The organism is Ideonella paludis (genome assembly GCF_018069865.1).
Lineage (GTDB): Bacteria > Pseudomonadota > Gammaproteobacteria > Burkholderiales > Burkholderiaceae_C > Ideonella > Ideonella paludis.
Map to the genome: position 1 here is coordinate 360,426 of NZ_JAGQDG010000001.1, position 20,274 is coordinate 380,699.

The following is a 20,274-nucleotide window of genomic DNA, read 5'->3' on the forward strand; positions in this document are numbered from 1 at the left end:
CTCACAATAGGCAGCTGATGCACTCAGCTTGCCCGCCAAAGGCGATCTTCGGATCGCCTTTTTCATGAGTGGCTGTTGTTGCGACGCAGCAATCCCCAGCAATGCAACAGAATGTGCTCGAATTCAAGTTCCGCCGCCGAGGACCGATTTCTATAATCCGCACCCTTGACCTGACGCCTCAAGGTCGTCCTGCCGCAGTATCCCAGTGACCCGTCGTCGAAAGAACCCGCCATGAACCGCCTCGCCGCCATCCTGCCTGCCGACAATGTGTTGGTCAGCGTGGAAGCCTCCAGCAAGAAGCGCGCGTTCGAGCACGCCGGTATGCTGTTTGAAAACCAGCACGCCATTGCCCGCGCGACGGTCACTGACAACCTGTTTGCCCGAGAGCGTCTGGGGTCTACCGGGTTGGGCCACGGCGTGGCCGTGCCCCACGGCCGCGTCAAAGGCTTGAAGAACCCGCTGGCTGCCGTGCTGCGCGTGCAGCAGCCGATCCCCTTCGATGCCCCTGATGACGAAGCGGTCAGCCTGTTGATCTTCTTGCTGGTGCCCGAGGCCGCGACCCAGCGCCATCTTGAAATCCTCTCGGAGATTGCCGAGTTGCTCTCAGACCGCGAATTGCGCGACAAGCTCAAAACCGCCCCAGATGCCGCCACGGTTCACCGCCTGATTGAAGGCTGGGAGCCCTTGAAGTCGGTCGCCTAAGCCCGACCACCCAGGCCCACCCCCGTGAAGGCCATTTCCATCAGCGCTGAAGCGCTGTTTGAAGAACACCAGTCCACCCTGCGCTGGGAGTGGATCGCTGGCCATGCCCACCCCGAGCGGCGCTTTGACGAAAGCGCCATGCGCGAAGCGCGCTCGGCAGCCGACTTGGTGGGTTATCTCAACTACATCCACCCTTATCGGGTGCAGTTGGTGGGCCACCGCGAGGTGGTCTATCTGCGAGACTGCCCGCCCGAAACCCAAGAGAGCCGCATCCAGCGTATCGTCACCTTGGAGCCGCCGGTCATCATCGTGGCCGACGGTGAGAAGGCCCCGGACAAACTGGTGGCCATGTGCGACCGGGCCGAGATCCCGCTGTTCACCACCGAGCATTCAGCCGGCCATGTGATCGACTTGGTCCGGTCTTATCTGAGCCAACTGCTGGCCGACCGCACCACCCGCCACGGTGTCTTCATGGACATTCTGGGCATGGGTGTGCTGCTGACCGGCGAATCGGGCCTGGGCAAAAGCGAGTTGGGGTTGGAGCTGATTTCACGCGGCCACGGCTTGGTGGCGGACGATGCGGTGGACTTGTTCCGCGTCTCACAAACCACCCTCGAAGGCCGCTGCCCCGACCTGCTGATGAACCTGCTGGAGGTGCGCGGCATCGGCCTGCTGGACATCAAGGCCATCTTTGGCGAGACCGCGGTGCGCCGCAAGATGCGGCTCAAGCTCATCGTGCATCTGGTGCGCAAAGAGACCATGGAGCGCGAGTTTGAGCGCTTGCCTTATGAGCCGCTCTATGACGAGATCTTGGGCATCCCCATTCGCAAAGTGGTGATTGCGGTGGATGCGGGCCGAAACTTGGCCGTTTTGGTCGAAGCCGCGGTGCGCAACACTATTTTGCAATTGCGCGGCATCGACACCTATCAGGAGTTCATTCGCCGCCACCAGGCCGCGATGGCGTCTGGCCAAGATTTTTAGTCGGACGGTGTTCGCAGTGGGCCTTGGTGCAATGGCCGTAGAGTGAGAGCGCGTGGTCTTGCAGGGCAAAGCCCCGGCTCTGCGCCACCTCCCGCTGCCGGGATTCGATCTCGGGGTCAAAGAATTCTTCCACCCGCCCGCAGGTCAAACACACCAAATGGTCGTGGTGCTCGCCCTCGTTGAGCTCGAACACCGACTTCCCCGACTCGAAGTGGCTGCGCGACAGGATCCCCGCCTGCTCAAACTGCATCAAAACCCGGTACACCGTGGCCAAGCCAATGTCGGCTTGCTCGGCCAGCAAGGCCTTGAACACGTCTTCCGCCGTCATGTGCCGCTGCGAAGTTCTCTGGAACACTTCCAGAATGCGAATGCGCGGCAAAGTGGCCTTCAAGCCGCTGCTCTTGAGTTCGTCAACATGGGTCATGAGGAGTCCTGAACACCGGCCGCACCGCCCAGGCGCCGCCGCTAGAATCGCCGCATGATAGCCAGCCTGCTTGCAGCTTGCCTATCTGTCTGCGCTTTGTGGCCTCTTGGGCCACGGGTTTTTTGCTGATCACCGAGGCTCCTCCTCCATGCTGTGTTCATCTCGATCCGCCGCTTTGTGGCTTCGATCCGCCGCCGCCATTGCGGGCCTGCTGGCCATGACGGGCTGCGCCCAGTTCTCCAACACCATGAGCGACGGTGTCACCAGCCTGATCACGCCTTATCGCGTTGAAATCGTGCAGGGCAACGTGGTCACGCGGGAGCAAGCGGACTTGATCAAGCCCGGCATGAGCCGCACCCAGGTCCGCGACGTGCTGGGCTCGCCCATGCTGGCCGACCCCTTCCATGCCCAACGCTGGGACTACGTCTTCACGATGCGCCGCCAAGGCACCGCACCGCAGCAGCGCACCGTGGTGGTGGAGTTCGACGGCGATCGCGTCAAGACCCTGACCGCGCCTGAGCTGCCCACCGAGCGCGAATTTGTGGCCTCCATCAGCCGCCCCTCGCGCTCCGACAAAGAGCCCAAGCTGGCCTTGACGGACGAAGAAAAAGCCGCGCTGCCTGCCCCCGCACCTCGGGTCGCCAGCAATGCCGATCAGCCCAAGGGCGCGGCCCGCACCTACCCGCCGCTGGAGCCCTTGTGATGAGTGCTGCAGCGCCTTTGCGCATCGCCATTGCGGGCGCCTCCGGCCGCATGGGCCGCATGCTGATTGAAGCCGTGGTGGCGGCCCCAGACTGCGCTCTGGCTGGGGCCCTGGACATTCCCAGCAGCCCCGCGCTGGGCGCCGACGCCACCGCGTGGCTGGGCCGGGAAAGCCAGGTCCGCATCCAGTCAGACCTGACTGCAGGTCTGGCACAGAGCCAAGTGCTGATCGACTTCACCCGCCCCGAAGGCACGCTGGCCCATTTGGCCCATTGCCGCCAGCACGGCATCGGCATGGTCATTGGCACCACCGGCTTCAGCGCCGCGCAGAAGGCCGAGATCGGCGCAGCCGCCAAAGACATCCCCATCATGATGGCGGCCAATATGAGCGTGGGCGTCAACGTGGTGTTGGGCCTGCTGGACCAAGCGGCCCGTGCGCTCAACGAAGGCTACGACATCGAGATCATCGAGGCCCACCACCGCTTCAAGGTCGACGCCCCCAGCGGCACCGCCTTGGCCATGGGCGAAGTGGTGGCCGCCGCCCTGGGCCGCGACCTGAGCAGCTGCGCCGTCTATGGCCGCGAAGGCGTGACCGGCGAGCGCGACCCGTCCACCATTGGCTTTGCCACCGTGCGCGGTGGCGATGTGGTGGGCGACCACACCGTGCTGTTTGCCGGCATCGGTGAGCGCATTGAAATCACCCACAAGGCGTCGAGTCGCGTCACCTTTGCCCAAGGCAGCTTGCGTGCCGCGCGCTTCTTGGCAGGCCGCGCCCCCGGCCTGTACGACATGCAAGACGTGCTGGGCCTGCGCGCATGAACGGCCTGACCGCGTTCTGGGGCGCCAGTGACGCCATTGGGCGCGCCGTGGCCATCACCCTGCTGCTGATGTCTATCGGCGCTTGGGTGGTCATCCTCTGGAAGGCCTGGGGCCTACGCCGCGCGCGCCAAGACGCGCAGCGTGCCGTGGCCGCGTTCTGGCAAGCCCCCAGTCTGGCCGAAGGCCAAGCCCGCTTGGCGGCCCTGGACCGTGAAGGCGTGCTCAGCCCCCTGGTGCTGGCCGCCTTGGAAACGCCTGCGGCGGGCACCTTGCAAGCCAGCGCCAAAGCCGAGGCCCAACTGACCCGCCGCCTGCGCGATGCCCTGCACCGCAGCTTGGGCCATTTGCAATTGGGCCAGGTGTTCTTGGCCTCGGTCGGAGCCACCTCGCCTTTCATTGGCCTGTTCGGCACGGTCTGGGGCATCTACCACGCGCTGATGGGCTTGGCCGAAGGCGGTGGCATGACGATGGAGCGCGTCTCAGGCCCCGTGGGTGAGGCCTTGATCATGACGGCCGCAGGGTTGGCCGTGGCCATTCCGGCCGTGTTGGCCTACAACCTGTTCGGCAAGTGGATCAACGAGTGCGAGGCTGAGCTCGAAGGCTTCGCCCATGATCTGCGCGAACTGGCGCTGGACGGGCGCTGAGCATCATGGCCTTTGGCAGATTGGAGCGCCCCCGGCCCAGCACCCCGATGAGCGACATCAATATGACGCCGCTGATCGACGTGATGCTGGTGCTGCTGGTGATCTTCATGGTCACCGCACCGCTGATGAGCAGCAGCCTGCGCCTGGACCTGCCCAAAGCCGACGGCGCCAAGCCCCTTGAGGCCGCCGCCGTGCTGGCCGTGGGGCTGGACCGCGAAGGCCGCCTCTTCATTGGCGAGCAGCGCAGCAGCCTGGACGAGCTGCGCCAAAAAGCCAAAGAGGCCGCCGAAAAGAACCCCGCCACCGAGGTCCATCTGCGGGCCGACAGCACCGCCCCTTACGGCAAGGTGGCGGAGCTGATCGGCCTGTTGCAGCAAGCCGGGCTCACGCGCATCGGCTTTGTGGCTGAGGCCAAAGCGCCCTGAGTCTCAAGGCAGGATGGTCACCGTCACCGACGGGAAGAACTTCAAGAAATTGGTCTTGCCACCTTGTGCCTTGGTGGCCATCCACGTGCTGTTCCCGGCATGGTCATACAGCGTGAGTGAGCTGATCGCGTAGTCACCCAGGCGTTGGCTCACGGGGTCCATCAGGCCACTCATCAGCACCGAGCTGCGCCCCTGCCCCGTCACGCTGCTTTGATAGCGTAATTCCAGCGTGTCATTCGTCGCGCAGGCAGAGCCGACACGACACAACTGCAGCGTGGCTTGCTGCAAGCCCGAGAGCGCCGTGTTGCCTTGGTCGCTGACGTCCAATCGGACCCGCACCAAGGGCGGCAACGTGGTGCCCGGAATGCGGTCCGCCAAGGACAGCACCGGCGTCAAGATTTCCCCGCGATCCAACACGGGTGGCCGAAGGTCCACATGCGGGTTCACCACCGAGAACTGGGCGTCCCAGCCCGCCGCAGCGATCTCAGCAGGCCCATAGACCCGCGTGTTGCCGGCCATGTCGTGCACGGTCAGCTCCGCCAAGCTCCAACGCCCGGCCTGCGCCCAAGGCATCACGCTCTGCCCGTTTTGGCCACTGCCCATGCCAAGCGACAGCGCGACATCTCTCGCCACCAGCCCTTGAGCAGCCACATCAGCCTGAACACGCACTTGGCTGACCCCCGAGGGCGACTTGAAGCTCAGCCACACGCCTTGCAGGCCCGAGACATCGTCCTGGGCACTGAGCTTGATACGGACCTGCTGCAAGGGCTGGTCCAAATCTAAGCGGCCCGTGACACTGAGTTGGGTCACGGCCGGTGGCGTGGCATCCACCACTGACGACGGCGTCACCCTGGCCACTTGGAGGCCAGCGGCCCAAGCCGCCCCCACACTGCCCCACAGCGCCCCCAGCAGGGCAGCACGCACCGTATCGGCAACATTCATCGCTCACTCCTCTTGATTGGTGTATGTCATGGCCCGTGTCGATGCACGGGCAGGCCATTATCGTCAGCGTTACTTTAGGCTGCCTTGCACAAAGGGGCGTGCCTGCAGAAGCACGATGCGCCCTTCAGCGTCAGTGGCCCATTCGATGTCTTGAGGCCCGTGGCCCAAGAGGCTGCGCACCTGTTCGCCCGTGCGGGCCAACTGGCGCACCAGGTCGTCGCTCAAGACGGCACGGCCTGGCTCGACAGCCTGCTCGCGCACGCCGCCTTGCGCGTCCAGCAACAGCGCCACTGGGTCGTCCGACCGGCTCAAGACTTGGATCGCATTGCTGCGTTTGACGTAGAGCACCTGCTCCGCTTGGCGCTTTCCCTCCACCACCCGAATGCCCAGGCCGCGCTTGGCGGACACATAGCTGACCCCCGACTGCGCCGGGTCGAACGGATTGACGGTGAGCATCACACCGGATGCGCGGGCATCAATGGCCCGCTGCACCAGCACCCCCATCACCACCTTGTCGTGCGGCACGCCGTGCCACCGCCGCGCCTCCCAAGCCTCCGCATTGAACACCGAGGCCCAAACCGTCTTGACCGCCAGCGGCAGCGCATCAGCCTGCTTCACATTCGGCACCGTGGTGTAGAGCCCTGCCCCACTGAAACCAGGCAGGTCTTCGGAGTTGGACGAGCTGCGCACAAACACGCCATCGCCCGCCAACTGGCGCTGCCATGTGGCCTGCCAGCGGGCCGCCAGCCCGTCCGGCAAGGGCAGCGCCACCAGCGCCTCACGCAGCTGCGCCAAGGCGCGTGCGCGCACCTGGCGGCTCTGGGCAAAGCCCGGCTCAGCCTGTGCCGCCCGCAAGGCCTGCTGGGCCTCGGGCTGGGCCATGAAGGCCGCAAAGTCGGCAAATGGGATGCAAAAGCCGTCCGGCACCGGCGCCACGCCCCTCAAGGCCCCGCGCTTGTAGGCATGAGTCAACTCGCCCAGGTTGGCGGCCTTGCTGCCACAGCGCTGACGGTCTACCGCGCGCATCTCGCCCAGAGGCAGCAGCGCCGTGCGCTTCAGGTCCGGCTGAGGCCAGACTTTGGGTGCGCCAGGGCGCCGCACGGCGGTGCGTGCCTCGGCCGTGCTGGGCCGCAGCGTGACCCCGGTGCGCTGCACGCTGAGTTGCACCCATTGGCCATCCAGCGCCAGCCAGTCGGCCACCTCGCGCACATAGGCATTGGGAATGCCCCAGCCCTTGGCCAACAGGTTCACATGCGACAAGGTCGTTGACGGCCGCGTGGTGAGAACGCCCGCCACCGGCGGCAGGCTCAGCGGCACCTCTTGCAGCAGGGCGATGTCATCGGGCTCCAAGTCGTCCAAGGGCTGGCCTGGTGCCAGCACCCTCAGCCGCCCCACGGCCTGCCCCAGGTTGAGCGGCAGAAAGCCTTGCTGGGAGATCACCTCGGCCTGGGTCAGCAGCGCCAGCTTCAGGCCCTGACCGACCGCCTCTTGCGCGGCCGAATTGGGCTTGAAGACCAGGGGCGCAAAGAACTGCTCGCCCAAGCGTTTGTTGGCCAGCGCGAGTAACTCGGGGGTGAGCTGATCGCCCTCCCAAAACTCATAGGCCCAGGCCTTGGCTTGCGCCCGCCAGGCTAGCGTGCCAAACAGGTAGCGGCGCTGGGGCGAGCGGTAGTTGTCATTCAAGCTCGCCCGCGCAAATTCGCTGACGTGGTCCCGCGCCTTGAGGAACTGCTCATGGAACTGAAAGCGCCGCGAGTGGATGAAGTAGACCTTGTCGGCCTGGCCCCTGTCGATGGCAAAAATGAGGTGCGGCAAGGCCAGCGGTGTGCCGGCGTCATAGACGCGCGCCATCTGGTCAAACTCGGCGCGGCTGCCCAGGCGAAACACCCAGCCAGGCAGCGCATCGGCCCGTGGGGCCCGCACGGGCCGGCCCGGCAGCGCCATCAAGCTGTCGGCCAGTCGCGGCTCGGCCGCCGCCCCCGCAGGGCTCTGCGGCCGATAGCCCGACGGCTTTTGCCCGAGTTGCGCCCCAGCCAGGCTGCTCCACAGCCCCAGCAAGCCCAGCGCCCAGCGCATCCCCCTCCCAGCACGCATGCCATCCTCCCTTTGTTGTCCGTGAGCCGGGATGATGCCAGCGCCTCCGCGATAATCGGCCCATGAACGACAAGTACGCCCCCAACGAGGTCGAAGCCGCGGCCCAAGCCCACTGGAACGCTGCCGACGCCTACCGCGTCACTGAAGACGCACGCGACAGCCATGGTCAGCTCAGGCCCAAGTTCTACGCCTGCTCCATGCTGCCCTACCCCAGCGGCAAGCTGCACATGGGCCATGTGCGCAACTACACCATCAACGACATGCTCACCCGCCAGCTGCGGATGAAGGGCATGAACGTGCTGATGCCCATGGGCTGGGACGCCTTCGGCCTGCCGGCGGAAAACGCCGCGATGAAGGGCAAGACGCCACCGGCGGCCTGGACCTATTCCAACATCGCCTACATGAAGGGCCAGATGCAGGCCATGGGCTTGGCCATCGACTGGTCGCGCGAGATCGCCACCTGCCAACCCAGCTACTACCGCTGGAACCAATGGCTGTTCCTGAAGATGCTGGAAAAGGGTATCGCCGTGCGCCGCACCCAGGTCGTCAACTGGGACCCGGTGGACCAAACCGTGCTGGCCAATGAGCAGGTCATTGATGGCAAGGGCTGGCGCTCGGGCGCGGTGGTCGAGAAGCGCGAGATCCCCGGCTACTACCTGAACATCGTGGGCTATGCCGAAGAACTGCTCTCGGCCGTGGCCAACCCGGAAGACCCGAACTACCTCAGCGGCTGGCCCGAGCGCGTGCGCCTGATGCAGGAGAACTGGATCGGCAAGTCCGAGGGCGTGCGCTTTGCCTTCCCGCACCAGATCAAGGGCGCTGACGGCCAACTGATCCAGGACGGCAAGCTCTACGTCTTCACCACCCGCGCCGACACCATCATGGGCGTCACCTTCTGCGCGGTGGCCCCCGAGCACCCGCTGGCCGCGCTGGCCGCTGCCAGCCAGCCCGAGGTGGCGGCCTTCATCGCCGAATGCGCCCAGGGTGGCACCACCGAGGCTGAGCTGGCCACGCAAGAGAAAAAGGGCGTGAAGACCGGCCTGAGCGTGACCCACCCGCTGACCGGCGCGGCCGTGGACGTGTGGGTGGGCAACTATGTGCTGATGAGCTATGGCGACGGCGCGGTGATGGGCGTGCCTGCCCACGACGAGCGCGACTTTGCCTTTGCCAAGAAGTACGGCATTGCGATCCAGCAAGTGGTCAGCGCCGAGGGTGAAGCCTTCTCCACCGACGCCTGGGCCGACTGGTACGGCGACAAGCAGCGCGCCGTCTGCGTCAACTCTGGCGTGCTTGATGGCCTGGCCCACAAGGCCGCCGTCACCAAGGTCGCCGAATTGCTGGCTGCCAAGGGCCTGGGTGAGAAGAAAACCACCTGGCGCCTGCGCGACTGGGGCATCAGCCGCCAGCGCTACTGGGGCACGCCGATTCCCATCATCCACTGCGAGTCCTGCGGCGCCGTGCCGGTGCCCGAGAAAGACTTGCCCGTGGTGCTGCCGGAGGACTTGATCCCGGACGGCAGCGGCAACCCGCTGAACAAGTGCGAGGCCTTCTTGAACGTGGCCTGCCCCTGCTGCGGCAAGCCGGCCCGCCGCGAGACGGACACGATGGATACGTTCATCGACTCGTCTTGGTATTTCATGCGTTACTGCGACCCCACCAACACCGAAGCCATGGTGGGCGCCGGTACCGAGTACTGGATGGGCAGCGCCGATGCCGCCGGGCACCGCGGCATGGACCAGTACATCGGCGGCATTGAGCATGCGATCTTGCATTTGCTCTATGCGCGCTTCTGGACCAAGGTCATGCGCGACCTGGGCTTGGTCAGCATCAGCGAGCCCTTCACCAAGCTACTGACGCAGGGCATGGTGCTCAACCACATCTACTCGCGCAAGACGGCGCAGGGCGGCATCGAGTACTTCTGGCCGCACGAAGTGGAGCATGTGCACGACGAGGGCGGCAAGATCATCGGCGCCAAGCTCAAGACCGACGGCTCGGCCGTGGACTACCAGGGCATCGGCACCATGTCCAAGTCCAAGAACAACGGCGTGGACCCGCAGGACCTGATCAACACCTACGGCGCCGACACGGCCCGCTTGTTTGTGATGTTCGCGAGCCCGCCTGAGCAAACACTGGAGTGGAACGACTCGGGCGTCGAAGGTGCGCACCGCTTCTTGAAGCGCGTCTGGAACTTTGCCGCCCAGCGCCGCGAGGCCTTGCAAGCCGCCACCGCCGGCGACTTGAGCCAAGCGCCGCTGAGCAAGGAGGCCAAGGCCCTGCGCCGCGAGGTGCACCTGGTGCTCAAGCAGGTCAGCCATGACTATGAACGCATGCAGTACAACACCGTGGTGTCAGGCTGTATGAAGCTGCTCAATGCGCTGGAGGAGTTCAAGGCCAGCGCGGATGCGGGCGACCAAGCCGTGGTCTGCGAAGGCTTCTCCATCCTGCTGCGCGCGCTCTACCCCGCCTGCCCGCATATCGGCCATGCCTTGTGGTCTGAGCTGGGCTTTGCCGCCCGCCAGGGCGACTTGCTGGATACCGCCTGGCCCGCCGTCGATGAAACCGCCTTGGTGCAAGACGAGTTGGAGCTGGTGCTGCAGATCAACGGCAAGCTGCGCGGTGCGCTCACCGTGCCCGCCAGCGCCGACAAGGCCGCCATTGAAGCCGCAGCCCAGGCCCTGCTGGCCAGCTCGGCCGACTTGCAAAAGTTCACCGAAGGCAAGGCCCCGAAGAAGATCGTGGTGGTGCCGGGCCGCCTGGTCAACGTGGTGGTCTGAGCGTGAACGCCTTGCACACCCGACGCTCACTGCTGTGTGCCGCTGCCGTGGCGGCGCTCGGCCTGTCGGGCTGTGGCTTTGCGCTCAAGGCCCCACCTCCACTGGGCGTGCGCAGCGTGGCCTTGCAAGGCTTTGCACCGCAGTCCGAGATGGCCGCCGCCGTGCGCCGCGCCTTGCCGCGCGAGGTGCGCGTGGTCACCAGCCCCGCCCAGGCCGAGTTGCTCATCAGTGCGCGGGACGACCGCTTTGAGCGCAGCGTGGTCTCGTCCACTGCGGCCGGCCAAGTGCGCGAGTTTCGCTTGCGCGTCAGCCTACGCTTCAGCCTCAGCACGGGCCAAGGCAAGCTGCTGCTGCCCGACACCGTGCTGGAACAGACGCGCGACATGAGCACGATTGAAACCGCCGCACTGGCCAAAGAGGTGGAGCAAGACGCCCTGCTGCTGGAGATGCGCGACGACCTGGCACGCCAGCTCTTGCGCATGGCCGCGACCGTCGCGCCTGCCCGCTGAACGCCACCCATGCAACTGCGCCCTGAACAGCTCGCCGCCCATCTGGCCAAAGGTGAGCTCAAGGCCGTCTACACCTTGTGGGGCGATGAGCCCCTGCTGGCGCAAGAGGCTGCCGATCAGCTCCGTGCGGCCGCCCGTGCGGCAGGCTACAGCGACCGACAGGTGTTCACCGTCAGCGGCGCCCACTTTGACTGGAGCGGCGTGCTCGGTGCCTCGCAGTCCATGGGCTTGTTCTGCGACAAGCAGTTGATGGAGATCCGCATCCCCAGCGGCAAGCCGGGCAAAGAGGGCTCGGCCGCGCTGCAGCAGTATGCGGAGATGGCCTCGTCCGACAGCCTGCTGACCCTGGTGCACCTGCCCAAGCTGGATAGGCAGCAGCAGCAAAGCGCCTGGTTCAGCGCGCTGGACCGCGCCGGCATCACGCTGCGCATCGACCCCATCGAGCGGGCGCAACTGCCGCGCTGGATTGCCCAGCGCCTGCAGGCTCAAGGCCAGAGCCTGGCCCATGATGAGTCCGGCCAACAGGCCCTGGCTTTCTTTGCGGATCGGGTCGAAGGCAATTTGTTGGCCGCCCACCAAGAGCTGCAAAAGCTGGCCCTGCTCTATCCGGCCGGGCCGCTGAGCTTTGAACAGATTCAGGCCGCCGTGTTGGATGTAGCCCGCTATGACGTCTTCCAGCTCGGCGCTGCCGTGCTGGCCGGCCAGACCGAGCGCGCGCTGCGCATGCTCGACGGCCTCAAAGCCGAGGGCGAGGCCGCCGTGCTGGTGCACTGGACGCTGGCCGAGGACATCCGCGCCCTCAAGCGCGCCCGCGACGCCATGGACGGCGGCAAACCCCTGCCCATGGCGCTGCGCGAGGCCCGGGTTTGGGGCGATAAGGAACGCGCATTTGAGCGTGTGCTGCCGCAGACCAGCGGCGCTCAGCTGGCCCGCTTGGTGGCCGCCGCCAGCGTCTGCGACGGCTTGGTCAAGGGCCTGCGCCACCCGGACTGGCCCGAAGACGCCTGGGACGGCTTGCGCCGTTTGCTGCTGCTGACGCTGGATGCCTTGGCACCGCGTGAACCCGGTCGGGGCAAGTTGGCGCTGAGCGCGCTCTAAGCCAAACCGGGGCGAGCCACGGGTCAGTCCTAGCGGACCTCACGCACTGAGGCGCCGCGTCTCGTGCTCCTCAATAGCCCCGGGCCACATCCACCACATGCTGCAGCGGCTCGCCCGCTCGGAGAGCCCGCACATTGGCGGCCACCACAGCCGCTGCACTGCGCGGGTCGGTTTGGGCAGCGGCGTGCGGCAGCACCGTGATGTCGGGACGCCGCCAAAACGGGTGGTCAGCCGGCAAGGGCTCGGTGGCGAAGACATCGAGCACAGCATGAGAGAGATGGCCTGAGTCCAGCGCCGCCAAAAGATCAGCCTCCACCAGATGGGCCCCGCGCGCCAGATTGACCACCGCTGCGCCGCGCGGCAGAGCATCAAAACACTTGGCATTGAGCAGCCCCCGGGTGATCGGCGTCAGCGGCAGCAGGTTGATCAGCACATCGGCCTCGGCCAGAGCGCACCGGAGCGCCAGCGGCCCTTCATGAAGCGTCACCCCGTGCGCGCCGGAGGCTGTGTCCCTGCGCGTGCCCATTCGCCAGGCGGCCACCCGATACCCCATGCCCTTCAGTCGCATGCCCAGGGTGCGGCCCATCTCGCCCCAGCCCAGCACCAAGACCCGCACCTCATCAGCCCGCCGTTGCGTCAGCGGCTGCCAACAGGCTTGCGCTTGCTGGCGGGCATAGCGGAAAAAGCCGCGATGCAGGGCCAGCACCGCCCACTGGCCGGTCTCGGCCATGGCCACATTCATGTGCGGGTCTACCATGCGGCATACCGGCACCCCTATGGGCAATGATTCATCGGCCACCAAGCGATCAACCCCTGCCCACAAGGACTGGATCAGGCGCAGGCTTGGCAGCTCTCGCAAGGCGCCTGGCGTTGGATTCGCCACCACAGCCACGTCGATCTCTGCATTTTGTTCAGGCGCCAAGGTGGTCAAAACTTGCTCTTCAGGCATTTCGGCCTGAAGATGCTTTTGCCAGTCCTGCAGCGACGCAGCATCCATGCTGCCCAAAAGGTAAATCTTCATGGAGCTTCCGGCTTGACGGGCAAAATTCACAGTTTCGTTGATGTTTAGACAACGCTAGCGAGCGACGTTGGCGTCAAACTTTGCCCAAAGCAGGGCTCAGTCGAGAGAATGCTAACTCGACGAAGACAGAGTCATGGGGACTGTTGGAGCAGTCCTGCCTCATAACGCGCCACAGAGCGCACACAGTGGAGAGACCGTTGGCAAAAGGCGGCAAGCGGCCCATCAAGTGGTCTTTGCGCGCGACAGTGATCAGCATCATCGTCGCAGGCATTGTCGTGCCCGCCTTGTTCTTGGTCGCCCTGGAGCCCAAGCTCAGCAGTGGCACCGACCCAGCTTTGGGCGCGCCCTATCGGCACGACATCCTGAACCAAGCCGCGGCCTCCCTGGAAACACTGCCCAGCCAAGACGCGCTGGAGCCGTGGCTGCAAAAGCTGCTGGCCCACCCCGATGTCTGCGCCATTGAGCTGGACCGCGGCCTGAGCCGCCCGCCCGGCCCCGCTCGGTATGCCTCGCATTGCGCCAGCGGACTGAAGCTCTATTGGGCGGAGATCGCGGTCAATATGCCCGCCACCTCGCCGGCGACGCTACGTGTCGGCTTTGAGCCCGGCCTGCCAACGGCCCTGCTGCAAGAGCGGCGCTGGGCCATGTGGCGCCTGGTCGGGCTGCAACTGGCCCTGGGCACCCTGGCCATGCTGGCGGTGATGAGCCTGCTGCTGCTGCACCCGCTGCGCCGCCTCAAGCACCAAGCCATGGCCCTGGCTGCGCCCGGCCGTAATGCCGAGGAAGCCACGACCCTGCGCTGGAAGCGCGCTGACGAGATTGGTGAGCTTGGCCAGCAACTCAACCATGCCAGCGGCCGTATCGCTGATTTGGTGGGCGAGCTGGAAAACAGCAATATCGAGCTGCGCCGTCTGGCCATGTATGACCAGCTCACGGGCCTGCCCAATCGCCGGCTGTTCAAAGAGCTGTACGACCATGCCCAAGCAGTGGCTCGGCGCAGCCGCGGCACCATGGCCTTGATGTTCATCGACCTGGACCGCTTCAAGCAAATCAACGATGCCCACGGCCACGCGGCGGGCGATGTCCTCTTGCTGTGCATCAGCCAGCGCCTGCGCGACACCGCGCGCGAGTCCGACATCATCGGGCGTCTCAGTGGCGACGAGTTCGTGGCCCTGCTGCCGCAAGCCCAAAACTTTGAGGCCATCGCCCACACCGCCCTGCGACTGATCCACGCCATCGAAGAGCCCGTGGTGATTGACGCTGTGGGCACCAAGGTGCGTATTTCGGCCACCATTGGCGTGGCCCGCTTCCCGCGCGATGGCGAAGACTTCGACGACCTGCTGCGCCATGCCGACCAAGCCATGTACCGCGCCAAGTCCATGGGCCGTGGCCGCTACGCGCTCTACCGCGACGGCGATGTGCAGGCGATGCCCGCGCCCATCAACGACGAGACGGACACGGAGATTCAGCACGCGCTGACGCGCCAAGAGCTGATGATGTTCTACCACCCTGTGGTGGACACACGCACGGGTCAATCCGCCGGCACCGAAGCACTGATGCGCTGGCGTCACCCGCATCGCGGCCTGCTCACACCCTCGCAGTTCATTCGGCGCGCCGAGAAGGCCGGCGTGCTGCATCAACTGGCCGCGCGCGCCATTGATCTGGCTTGCGCCCAAGTAGCGGCGTGGAAAGGCCAAGGCCGCTTCCCGGGCAGCATTGCGATCAATGTGTCGGATGCGCAGTTCCGCCATGAAGACTGGCTGGAGACGCTGAGCATTGCGCTCAAGAAGTACCGAGTCGAGCCGGGCGAGTTGGAAGTGGAGCTGACGGAAGCCACCCTGATGTCCGACCCCGAACACACCGACGAGCGAGTGCGCGCTCTGCGCGAGATGGGTGTGGGGCTGGTCATCGACGACTTTGGCTCGGGCATGTTCTCGCTGACTCGCCTGATGGCCCTGCAGCCCAACCGAGTCAAGCTGGACCCGACCTTTGTGCAAAGCATGGAAGACAACGAGTTGTCGCGCAAGATGGTGGCCAGCATGGTGCGCATGGGCCGAGGCTTGGGCTGGGAGGTGATCGCCGAAGGTGTGGAGACCACCAGCCAGCGCGACATGCTGGGTCGCCTGGGCTGCCCGCTGCAGCAGGGCTATCTGTTTGGCGAGCCTCAAGCCGCCCTGAAAGAGCCCCCCTGGCCGCTACCCACCTGGAGCATTGGTGGCGGCTTGCCAGCGGCACCCAAAGTGGCCGCCAATGCAGCCATGCTGGCACCCGGCTATATCGAACCCGGCAACTCGCCCAGCCAAGCGCGCAAACGCCCCAAAGCGCACTGAAGCGTGGCCGAGCGCACGGCCTGTCGATCCCCAGGCCACACATGGCGCTCTGAGCGCAGCGTCACCGCTCCGCCCAGCGCTGGGCGATGCGCCCATGCAAAGCACACGGTGCCCACCGGTTTATCGGCCGTGCCACCGCCCGGCCCGGCAATGCCCGTGACCGCCAGCGACCAATGCGCCGCGCTGCGCAAGAGCGCGCCTTCGGCCATGGCGCGCGCCACCGGGTCACTGACGGCACCGTGGGCTTCCAGCAAGGCCTGCGGCACCCCCAGCAGGTCCACCTTGGCAGCATTGCTGTAGGTCACAAAGCCGCGATCAAACCAATCGCTGGAGCCGGCCAGCTCGGTACACGCAGCGGCGATGAGCCCGCCGGTGCAGCTTTCAGCACAGCACAACTGCTGCCCCCGCAGGCGCAGGGCTTGAGCCAGCTCAGGCAGCAAAGTCGCCAGATTGTTCTGGACTTCGGCGGTCAGCAGGTGCATGGCGGCTCCGAGGCAAAGTCAGCTGGCAGAGCGCCACAGCGCCATCACCATCAAGGTGCACAGGGCGGCCACCAGGTCATCAAAGAGAATGCCGAAGCCTTGGGCCCAGCCCGGCGTCTGACCGGGCTTGGATTTGAAGAGGCCGTCCGCCCAGCGCACCGGCCCCGGCTTGGCTGCATCAAACAAGCGGAACAAGGCAAAGGCGACCAACTGGGTCCACCAGCCGGCCGGGGTCACGATCCACAACACCAGCCAAAAAGCCAGCACCTCATCCCAGACGATGGCGCCGGGGTCGGCCGTGGCCATGGCTTGCGCGGTCCGCGTACAGGCCCACCAGCCCAGCAGCAGGCCGCCAGCCAACACGCCGGCCCATTGCAGATCGGAAAGCCAATGGTCCAGTACCAGGAAGGAGGCCCAGGCCCACAGCGTGCCCACCGTACCAGGGGCCACAGGGGCCAAGCCACTGCCAAAACCGAAGGAGATCCAGTGCAGCGGATGCGACAGCATCAGCCGGGCGCTGGCGCGACGCGGGGCCGTCTGGCCATGCTCATCCCGCACAATCTCAGCGTCACTGAAGGGCGCGCTCATGACTTGAAGTGGTCAAACGCGGACAGACCCGCCAGGTCAACGGGCGTCCCACGCTGCGTCACCACCAGCCCTCGCTCAGGCGCCACGACGCGCCCCACGCAATGAACGGGTGTGAACGCGCTTGCCGCGGACAGCAGCACCTCCTCATGTCGCTCTGCAGGCGCCGTGAAGAGCAATTCATAGTCATCACCGCCCGTCAGCAAGCAGGTGCGCTGCCAATCGTCTGACTGTGCGGCCAAGATGGCGGAGCGGGGAAAGGCGGCCAAGTCCAGCTCAGCCCCCACGCCGGAGGCGCGCAGCACATGACCCAGATCACCCAGCAGGCCGTCCGAGATATCAATCGCCGAGCTGGCGATACCGCGCAGCGCAAGGCCCAATTCGACACGCGGCGTGGGGCACTCCATCGCTCGCCGCACGTGGTCAAACGCGTCGCCCGTCAGGCTGAGGCTGCCGCGGAACACCTCCAGCGCCAGCCGTGCATCACCTAAATGGCCGCTGACCCAGATCTCGTCGCCCACTCGGGCGCCGCTGCGCAACAGCGCGTGGCCCGGTGGCACTTCGCCCATCACCGTGATGCCAATGCACAGCACCGGCCCGCCCGTGGTGTCGCCGCCCACCAACTCGATGCCGTGGGCATCGGCCAGCGCCAGCAGCCCTTGTGCAAAGGGCGCCAGAAAGCGCTCCTCGGCCCGGGGCATGGACAAGCTGAGCGTGAAGGCCAGCGGGCTGGCGCCCGAGGCCGCCAAGTCGCTCAAGTTGACGGCCAAGGCCTTGTGGCCCAGCCGCTCGGGCGCGACAGTGGACAGGAAGTGGCGGCCTTCGACCAAGAGGTCGGTGGACACCGCCAACTGCTGCCCCGGTGTCGGGCGCAGCAGGGCACAGTCATCGCCCACGCCCAGCGCCGCCCGTTTCACGGGGCGCTTGAAGTAGCGGGCAATCAAATCGAATTCACCAAGGGCCATGGGGCCGATTGTCGCGCCTTGCCGCAGCGGCAGCGCACATGAGTGCTTACTCGCGACCCTGCACCTTGTTGGCCAACTCGACGGCCGACTTCACACCCATCTTGTCAAACACGCGGGCGCGGTGCACCTCCACCGTGCGCACGCTGATCTGCAGGTCATCGGCAATCAGCTTGTTGGGCTTGCCCGCGATCACCAAGTGCATGACCTCGCGCTCACGGTCGGTCAGGTCGGCCAAAGCCTGCTGCACTGCGGTCTTGCTGCGCACCAAGCGCAGTGCCGCCTCACTGCGCGCCAGGGCTTGCTCGACCTTGTCCACCAGCGCGTTGTCCGAGAAGGGCTTTTCGACAAAGTCAAAGGCCCCGCGCTTGACGGTTTGCACCGCCGTGGGCACGTCGCCATGGCCGGTCAGAAAGATCACGGGCAAGCGCTCGATCAAGCCGCGCTCGATGAGTCGGTCAAACAGCGCCAAGCCATTCATGCCCGGCATGCGCACATCGAGCAGCAGGCATGATGGCGCGGACGGCCAGCCCAAATCTTGGGCTCCCCCGGGGAGGCGCTGGTCCAACAATTGTTCAAAGGCTTCGGCGCTGGCAAAACCCTCAGAGAGCAAGCGGCGCGAGCGCAAAAGCCAGCCGAGGGCATCACGCACCACGTCCTCGTCATCCACCAGATAGACCATGGGCAGGCCGAATGTGCTTGTCATGAGCGAGGCTCCTCGGGAGGCTGTGAATCGGTGGCAGTCGCCAGGGCTGGCGACGGGCGTTGAGGCTCAGGGACGGGCAGGGTGAATCGAAATTCGCAGCCGCCGCCGTCTGCCGCCGCCGCCGTGTCGAAGTCCAAGGCACCGCCATGCTGCTCAATCACGGTACGGCACAGCGACAAGCCCAAGCCCATGCCCTCTTCACGGGTGGTGAAAAAGGGCGTGAACAGTTTGGCAGCGACCTCTGGCGCAATACCCGGCCCGCGGTCGATGACCGCAAAGCGCACCCATCGTTCATGAGTTTGGGTCACGCGCAGCAGCAGCACGCGCTCGGTCACATCGACCTTGCCGTCCATGGCCTGCAAGCCATTGCGGGTCAGGTTGAGCAGCACTTGCTCGACCATGGTGCGGTCGGCCAGCACCCGAGGAGCGGGCTTGGGGCATTGGACCTCCAGCCGCGTGCCTGTTTTGCGAGCCTGCAGGCGCACCAGGGGCATGACGGACTCGATGAGCAAGTCCGCGGTAATGGGCTCTTTGGCCTGCTCGCGCCGCCGCACCAAACCATGCACGCTCTTGATGACCCGGCCAGCGCGCTCAGCCTGCTCGGCAATACGCTCCAGCGCTTGCTTGATCATGCTGGGCGGCATGTCTGGGTCGTCCAGCAGGTTGAGAGACCCCGTGGCGTAGCTGGCGATGGCGGCCAGCGGCTGGTTCAACTCATGGCTCAGCAGCGTGGCCATCTCGCCCACACTGGCCAAGCGGGCGGCGGCCGCCAAGCGCTCTTGCTGCTGGCGCGAGCGCTCTTCCATGCGGCGCTGCTCACTCACATCCAAGGCCGCACTCATCCAGCCCGCATGGTGGCCGACGCGGTCCAGCAACGGGGCCTCATAAATCATCACCGGAAAGCGCTCACCGCTTTTGCGAATGAACAGCGTCTCAAAGCCTTGTCGCTGGGTCGCCAGATCGGTCACTTCGGGGTTCAGTCGATCAGCTTGGCGGCGCTGGTATTCCTCGACATGTTCGGGCGGCCAATAAGGGGGCGGTGTCTGGCCGATGATCTCTTCGGCACTGAAGCCCACCATGTCACAAAAAGCCGGATTGACATAGGTAACGCGGCCTTGACGGTCGCGGGCACGCAAACCGGTGACCAGCGAGTCCTCCATCGCGCGACGAAAAGCCAAGGCATCGGCCAAGGCCAACTCGGCCCGGGCCCGGCGACGCACATCGCGCGCCAGTAACACCACCAAGGCGAACAGCACCAAGGACAAGCCCAGCACCAGGGCCGTGGTGAGGTTGGGGATCAAACCGGGCCGGCCATAAACAGCATCCGCCCGCAACAGCAAAGGCGGCCCAGCAACATCCACCAAGCGCGTGGCCTGGTAGATGCCTGTGCCGCGCTGGGCGCCAGAACGGGCCAGGCGAGTGCCATCGGCTTCCACCAAGGAGACTTCGTGCTCGGTCACACCGAAGCTCTGCACCGCGCTGTCCAAGAGCGAGGGCAGGCTCAACGTGGCGACCACAAACCCCTTGAGCTCGCCTTGAACCTGGGTGGGAATGCACAAGTCCAGCACCTCCAGCCCATGGCCGGCCTGCTGGGGCACAAAGTAGGAGCGCGACAGCACCGGTGAGGAGGTGCGCAGCGCCAAGGCGCAGGCGGCTTGCATCTCCACCTCTTGATCGCTGCGGCGCATTTGCGCAAACACAGCGCCCTCCAGCGGGCTGTCCAAGGCATCTAAGGTCTTGAGGGCAGCGTCGCGCCATTCCAAGCGCAGCATCTCGCGCCGCTGCTTGAGCATGGCCTCAGCGTCGTAATGCCATTGCGCCAGGGGTGGGTCGTTCCAAGTCAGCGATTGCGCAGCTTGCACCGCACGCTGGGTCGCGCGCCGCATTTCAGAGGCGACGGCCGAGGCCACCGACTCGGCTCGGTCTTGCGCGCGGTTGGACTCATGCTCCAAGGTCAGGCGCACCAGCCAAGTCTGGGCCACGGCGAGCAAGGCGACCAAGGCCACCCACAGCAGCCAGCGCGGGCGGCGTCTGAGGCGGCGGATGTCCAGTAGAGAGGAGAGGTCGGTCATGG

At 65.7% G+C, this 20,274-nt stretch carries 19 protein-coding genes; 10 read left to right on the forward strand and 9 right to left on the reverse strand.

The window, feature by feature from the left end; genetic code table 11:
• Positions 1-231 precede the first annotated feature (231 nt).
• Both KAK11_RS01565 and hprK read left to right on the forward strand, forming a co-directional pair.
• The gene (locus KAK11_RS01565; protein WP_210805465.1) at positions 232-702 is read left to right on the forward strand and encodes a PTS sugar transporter subunit IIA; all 471 of its coding nucleotides are present in this window, start codon (positions 232-234) and stop codon (positions 700-702) included.
• Positions 703-726: 24 nt separating this feature from the next.
• Positions 727-1,683, forward strand: a complete 957-nt coding sequence (gene hprK, locus KAK11_RS01570; RefSeq protein WP_210805466.1) for an HPr(Ser) kinase/phosphatase — start codon at positions 727-729, stop codon at positions 1,681-1,683.
• Here the strand turns inward: hprK and fur are convergent.
• Complete coding sequence (fur, locus tag KAK11_RS01575; protein ID WP_210805468.1) at positions 1,637-2,107, reverse strand: ferric iron uptake transcriptional regulator; 471 nt, start codon at positions 2,105-2,107, stop codon at positions 1,637-1,639. The two genes, hprK and fur, sit on opposite strands and share 47 nt — an antisense overlap.
• A gap of 148 nt (positions 2,108-2,255) precedes the next feature.
• Between fur and KAK11_RS01580 the strand changes: the two genes are divergently transcribed.
• The 4 genes from KAK11_RS01580 to KAK11_RS01595 are packed head-to-tail and all read left to right on the forward strand — an operon-like array spanning position 2,256 to position 4,697.
• On the forward strand, positions 2,256-2,810 hold the full coding sequence (locus KAK11_RS01580; RefSeq protein WP_246498194.1) for an outer membrane protein assembly factor BamE: 555 nt from the start codon (positions 2,256-2,258) through the stop codon (positions 2,808-2,810).
• Positions 2,810-3,628: a 4-hydroxy-tetrahydrodipicolinate reductase gene (dapB, locus tag KAK11_RS01585; RefSeq protein WP_210805470.1), complete on the forward strand. Its 819-nt coding sequence runs from the start codon at positions 2,810-2,812 to the stop codon at positions 3,626-3,628. The genes KAK11_RS01580 and dapB overlap by 1 nt, the downstream gene beginning before the upstream one ends.
• On the forward strand, positions 3,625-4,272 hold the full coding sequence (locus tag KAK11_RS01590; protein ID WP_210805472.1) for a MotA/TolQ/ExbB proton channel family protein: 648 nt from the start codon (positions 3,625-3,627) through the stop codon (positions 4,270-4,272). The genes dapB and KAK11_RS01590 overlap by 4 nt, the downstream gene beginning before the upstream one ends.
• Positions 4,273-4,277: 5 nt before the next feature.
• Complete coding sequence (locus tag KAK11_RS01595) at positions 4,278-4,697, forward strand: ExbD/TolR family protein (RefSeq protein ID WP_210805474.1); 420 nt, start codon at positions 4,278-4,280, stop codon at positions 4,695-4,697.
• 3 nt (positions 4,698-4,700) lie between these two features.
• Here the strand turns inward: KAK11_RS01595 and KAK11_RS01600 are convergent, their stop codons facing one another.
• Positions 4,701-5,639, reverse strand: coding sequence for an Ig-like domain repeat protein (locus tag KAK11_RS01600; protein ID WP_210805476.1), 939 nt, complete (start codon positions 5,637-5,639; stop codon positions 4,701-4,703).
• Between the two features lie 69 nt (positions 5,640-5,708).
• A complete protein-coding gene (locus KAK11_RS01605; RefSeq protein ID WP_246498195.1) occupies positions 5,709-7,733 on the reverse strand; it encodes a PEP/pyruvate-binding domain-containing protein in 2,025 nt (674 codons plus the stop codon).
• Positions 7,734-7,795: 62 nt separating this feature from the next.
• On the opposite strand from KAK11_RS01605, the gene leuS reads away from it, so the two are divergent.
• The 3 genes from leuS to holA are packed head-to-tail and all read left to right on the forward strand — an operon-like array spanning position 7,796 to position 12,114.
• On the forward strand, positions 7,796-10,507 hold the full coding sequence (leuS, locus tag KAK11_RS01610) for a leucine--tRNA ligase (protein ID WP_210805478.1): 2,712 nt from the start codon (positions 7,796-7,798) through the stop codon (positions 10,505-10,507).
• 2 nt (positions 10,508-10,509) lie between these two features.
• Positions 10,510-11,016: an LPS-assembly lipoprotein LptE gene (locus tag KAK11_RS01615; RefSeq protein WP_210805480.1), complete on the forward strand. Its 507-nt coding sequence runs from the start codon at positions 10,510-10,512 to the stop codon at positions 11,014-11,016.
• Positions 11,017-11,025: 9 nt separating this feature from the next.
• A complete protein-coding gene (gene holA / locus KAK11_RS01620) occupies positions 11,026-12,114 on the forward strand; it encodes a DNA polymerase III subunit delta (RefSeq protein ID WP_210805482.1) in 1,089 nt (362 codons plus the stop codon).
• Between the two features lie 70 nt (positions 12,115-12,184).
• On the opposite strand, the gene KAK11_RS01625 is transcribed toward holA, so the two are convergent.
• Positions 12,185-13,135, reverse strand: coding sequence for a 2-hydroxyacid dehydrogenase (locus KAK11_RS01625; protein WP_210805484.1), 951 nt, complete (start codon positions 13,133-13,135; stop codon positions 12,185-12,187).
• Between the two features lie 197 nt (positions 13,136-13,332).
• Between KAK11_RS01625 and KAK11_RS01630 the strand changes: the two genes are divergently transcribed.
• Entirely contained in the window at positions 13,333-15,465 is a 2,133-nt protein-coding gene (locus tag KAK11_RS01630) for a putative bifunctional diguanylate cyclase/phosphodiesterase (protein WP_210805486.1), read from the forward strand.
• Here the strand turns inward: KAK11_RS01630 and KAK11_RS01635 are convergent.
• Genes KAK11_RS01635 through KAK11_RS01655 form a run of 5 tightly spaced genes read right to left on the reverse strand, consistent with a single transcriptional unit; the run spans position 15,408 to position 20,272 of the window.
• Positions 15,408-15,947, reverse strand: coding sequence for a CinA family protein (locus KAK11_RS01635; RefSeq protein WP_210805488.1), 540 nt, complete (start codon positions 15,945-15,947; stop codon positions 15,408-15,410). The two genes, KAK11_RS01630 and KAK11_RS01635, sit on opposite strands and share 58 nt — an antisense overlap.
• A gap of 18 nt (positions 15,948-15,965) precedes the next feature.
• Positions 15,966-16,535 (reverse strand): phosphatidylglycerophosphatase A family protein, encoded by a 570-nt coding sequence (locus tag KAK11_RS01640; RefSeq protein WP_210805490.1) that lies wholly within the window; start codon positions 16,533-16,535, stop codon positions 15,966-15,968.
• The gene (thiL, locus tag KAK11_RS01645) at positions 16,532-17,497 is read right to left on the reverse strand and encodes a thiamine-phosphate kinase (RefSeq protein WP_210805492.1); all 966 of its coding nucleotides are present in this window, start codon (positions 17,495-17,497) and stop codon (positions 16,532-16,534) included. Before thiL ends, KAK11_RS01640 begins: the two co-directional genes overlap by 4 nt.
• Before the next feature lie 46 nt (positions 17,498-17,543).
• A complete protein-coding gene (locus KAK11_RS01650) occupies positions 17,544-18,200 on the reverse strand; it encodes a response regulator transcription factor (protein ID WP_246498197.1) in 657 nt (218 codons plus the stop codon).
• On the reverse strand, positions 18,197-20,272 hold the full coding sequence (locus tag KAK11_RS01655) for a two-component system sensor histidine kinase NtrB (protein WP_210805494.1): 2,076 nt from the start codon (positions 20,270-20,272) through the stop codon (positions 18,197-18,199). Before KAK11_RS01655 ends, KAK11_RS01650 begins: the two co-directional genes overlap by 4 nt.
• Between the last annotated feature and the right edge of the window lie 2 nt (positions 20,273-20,274).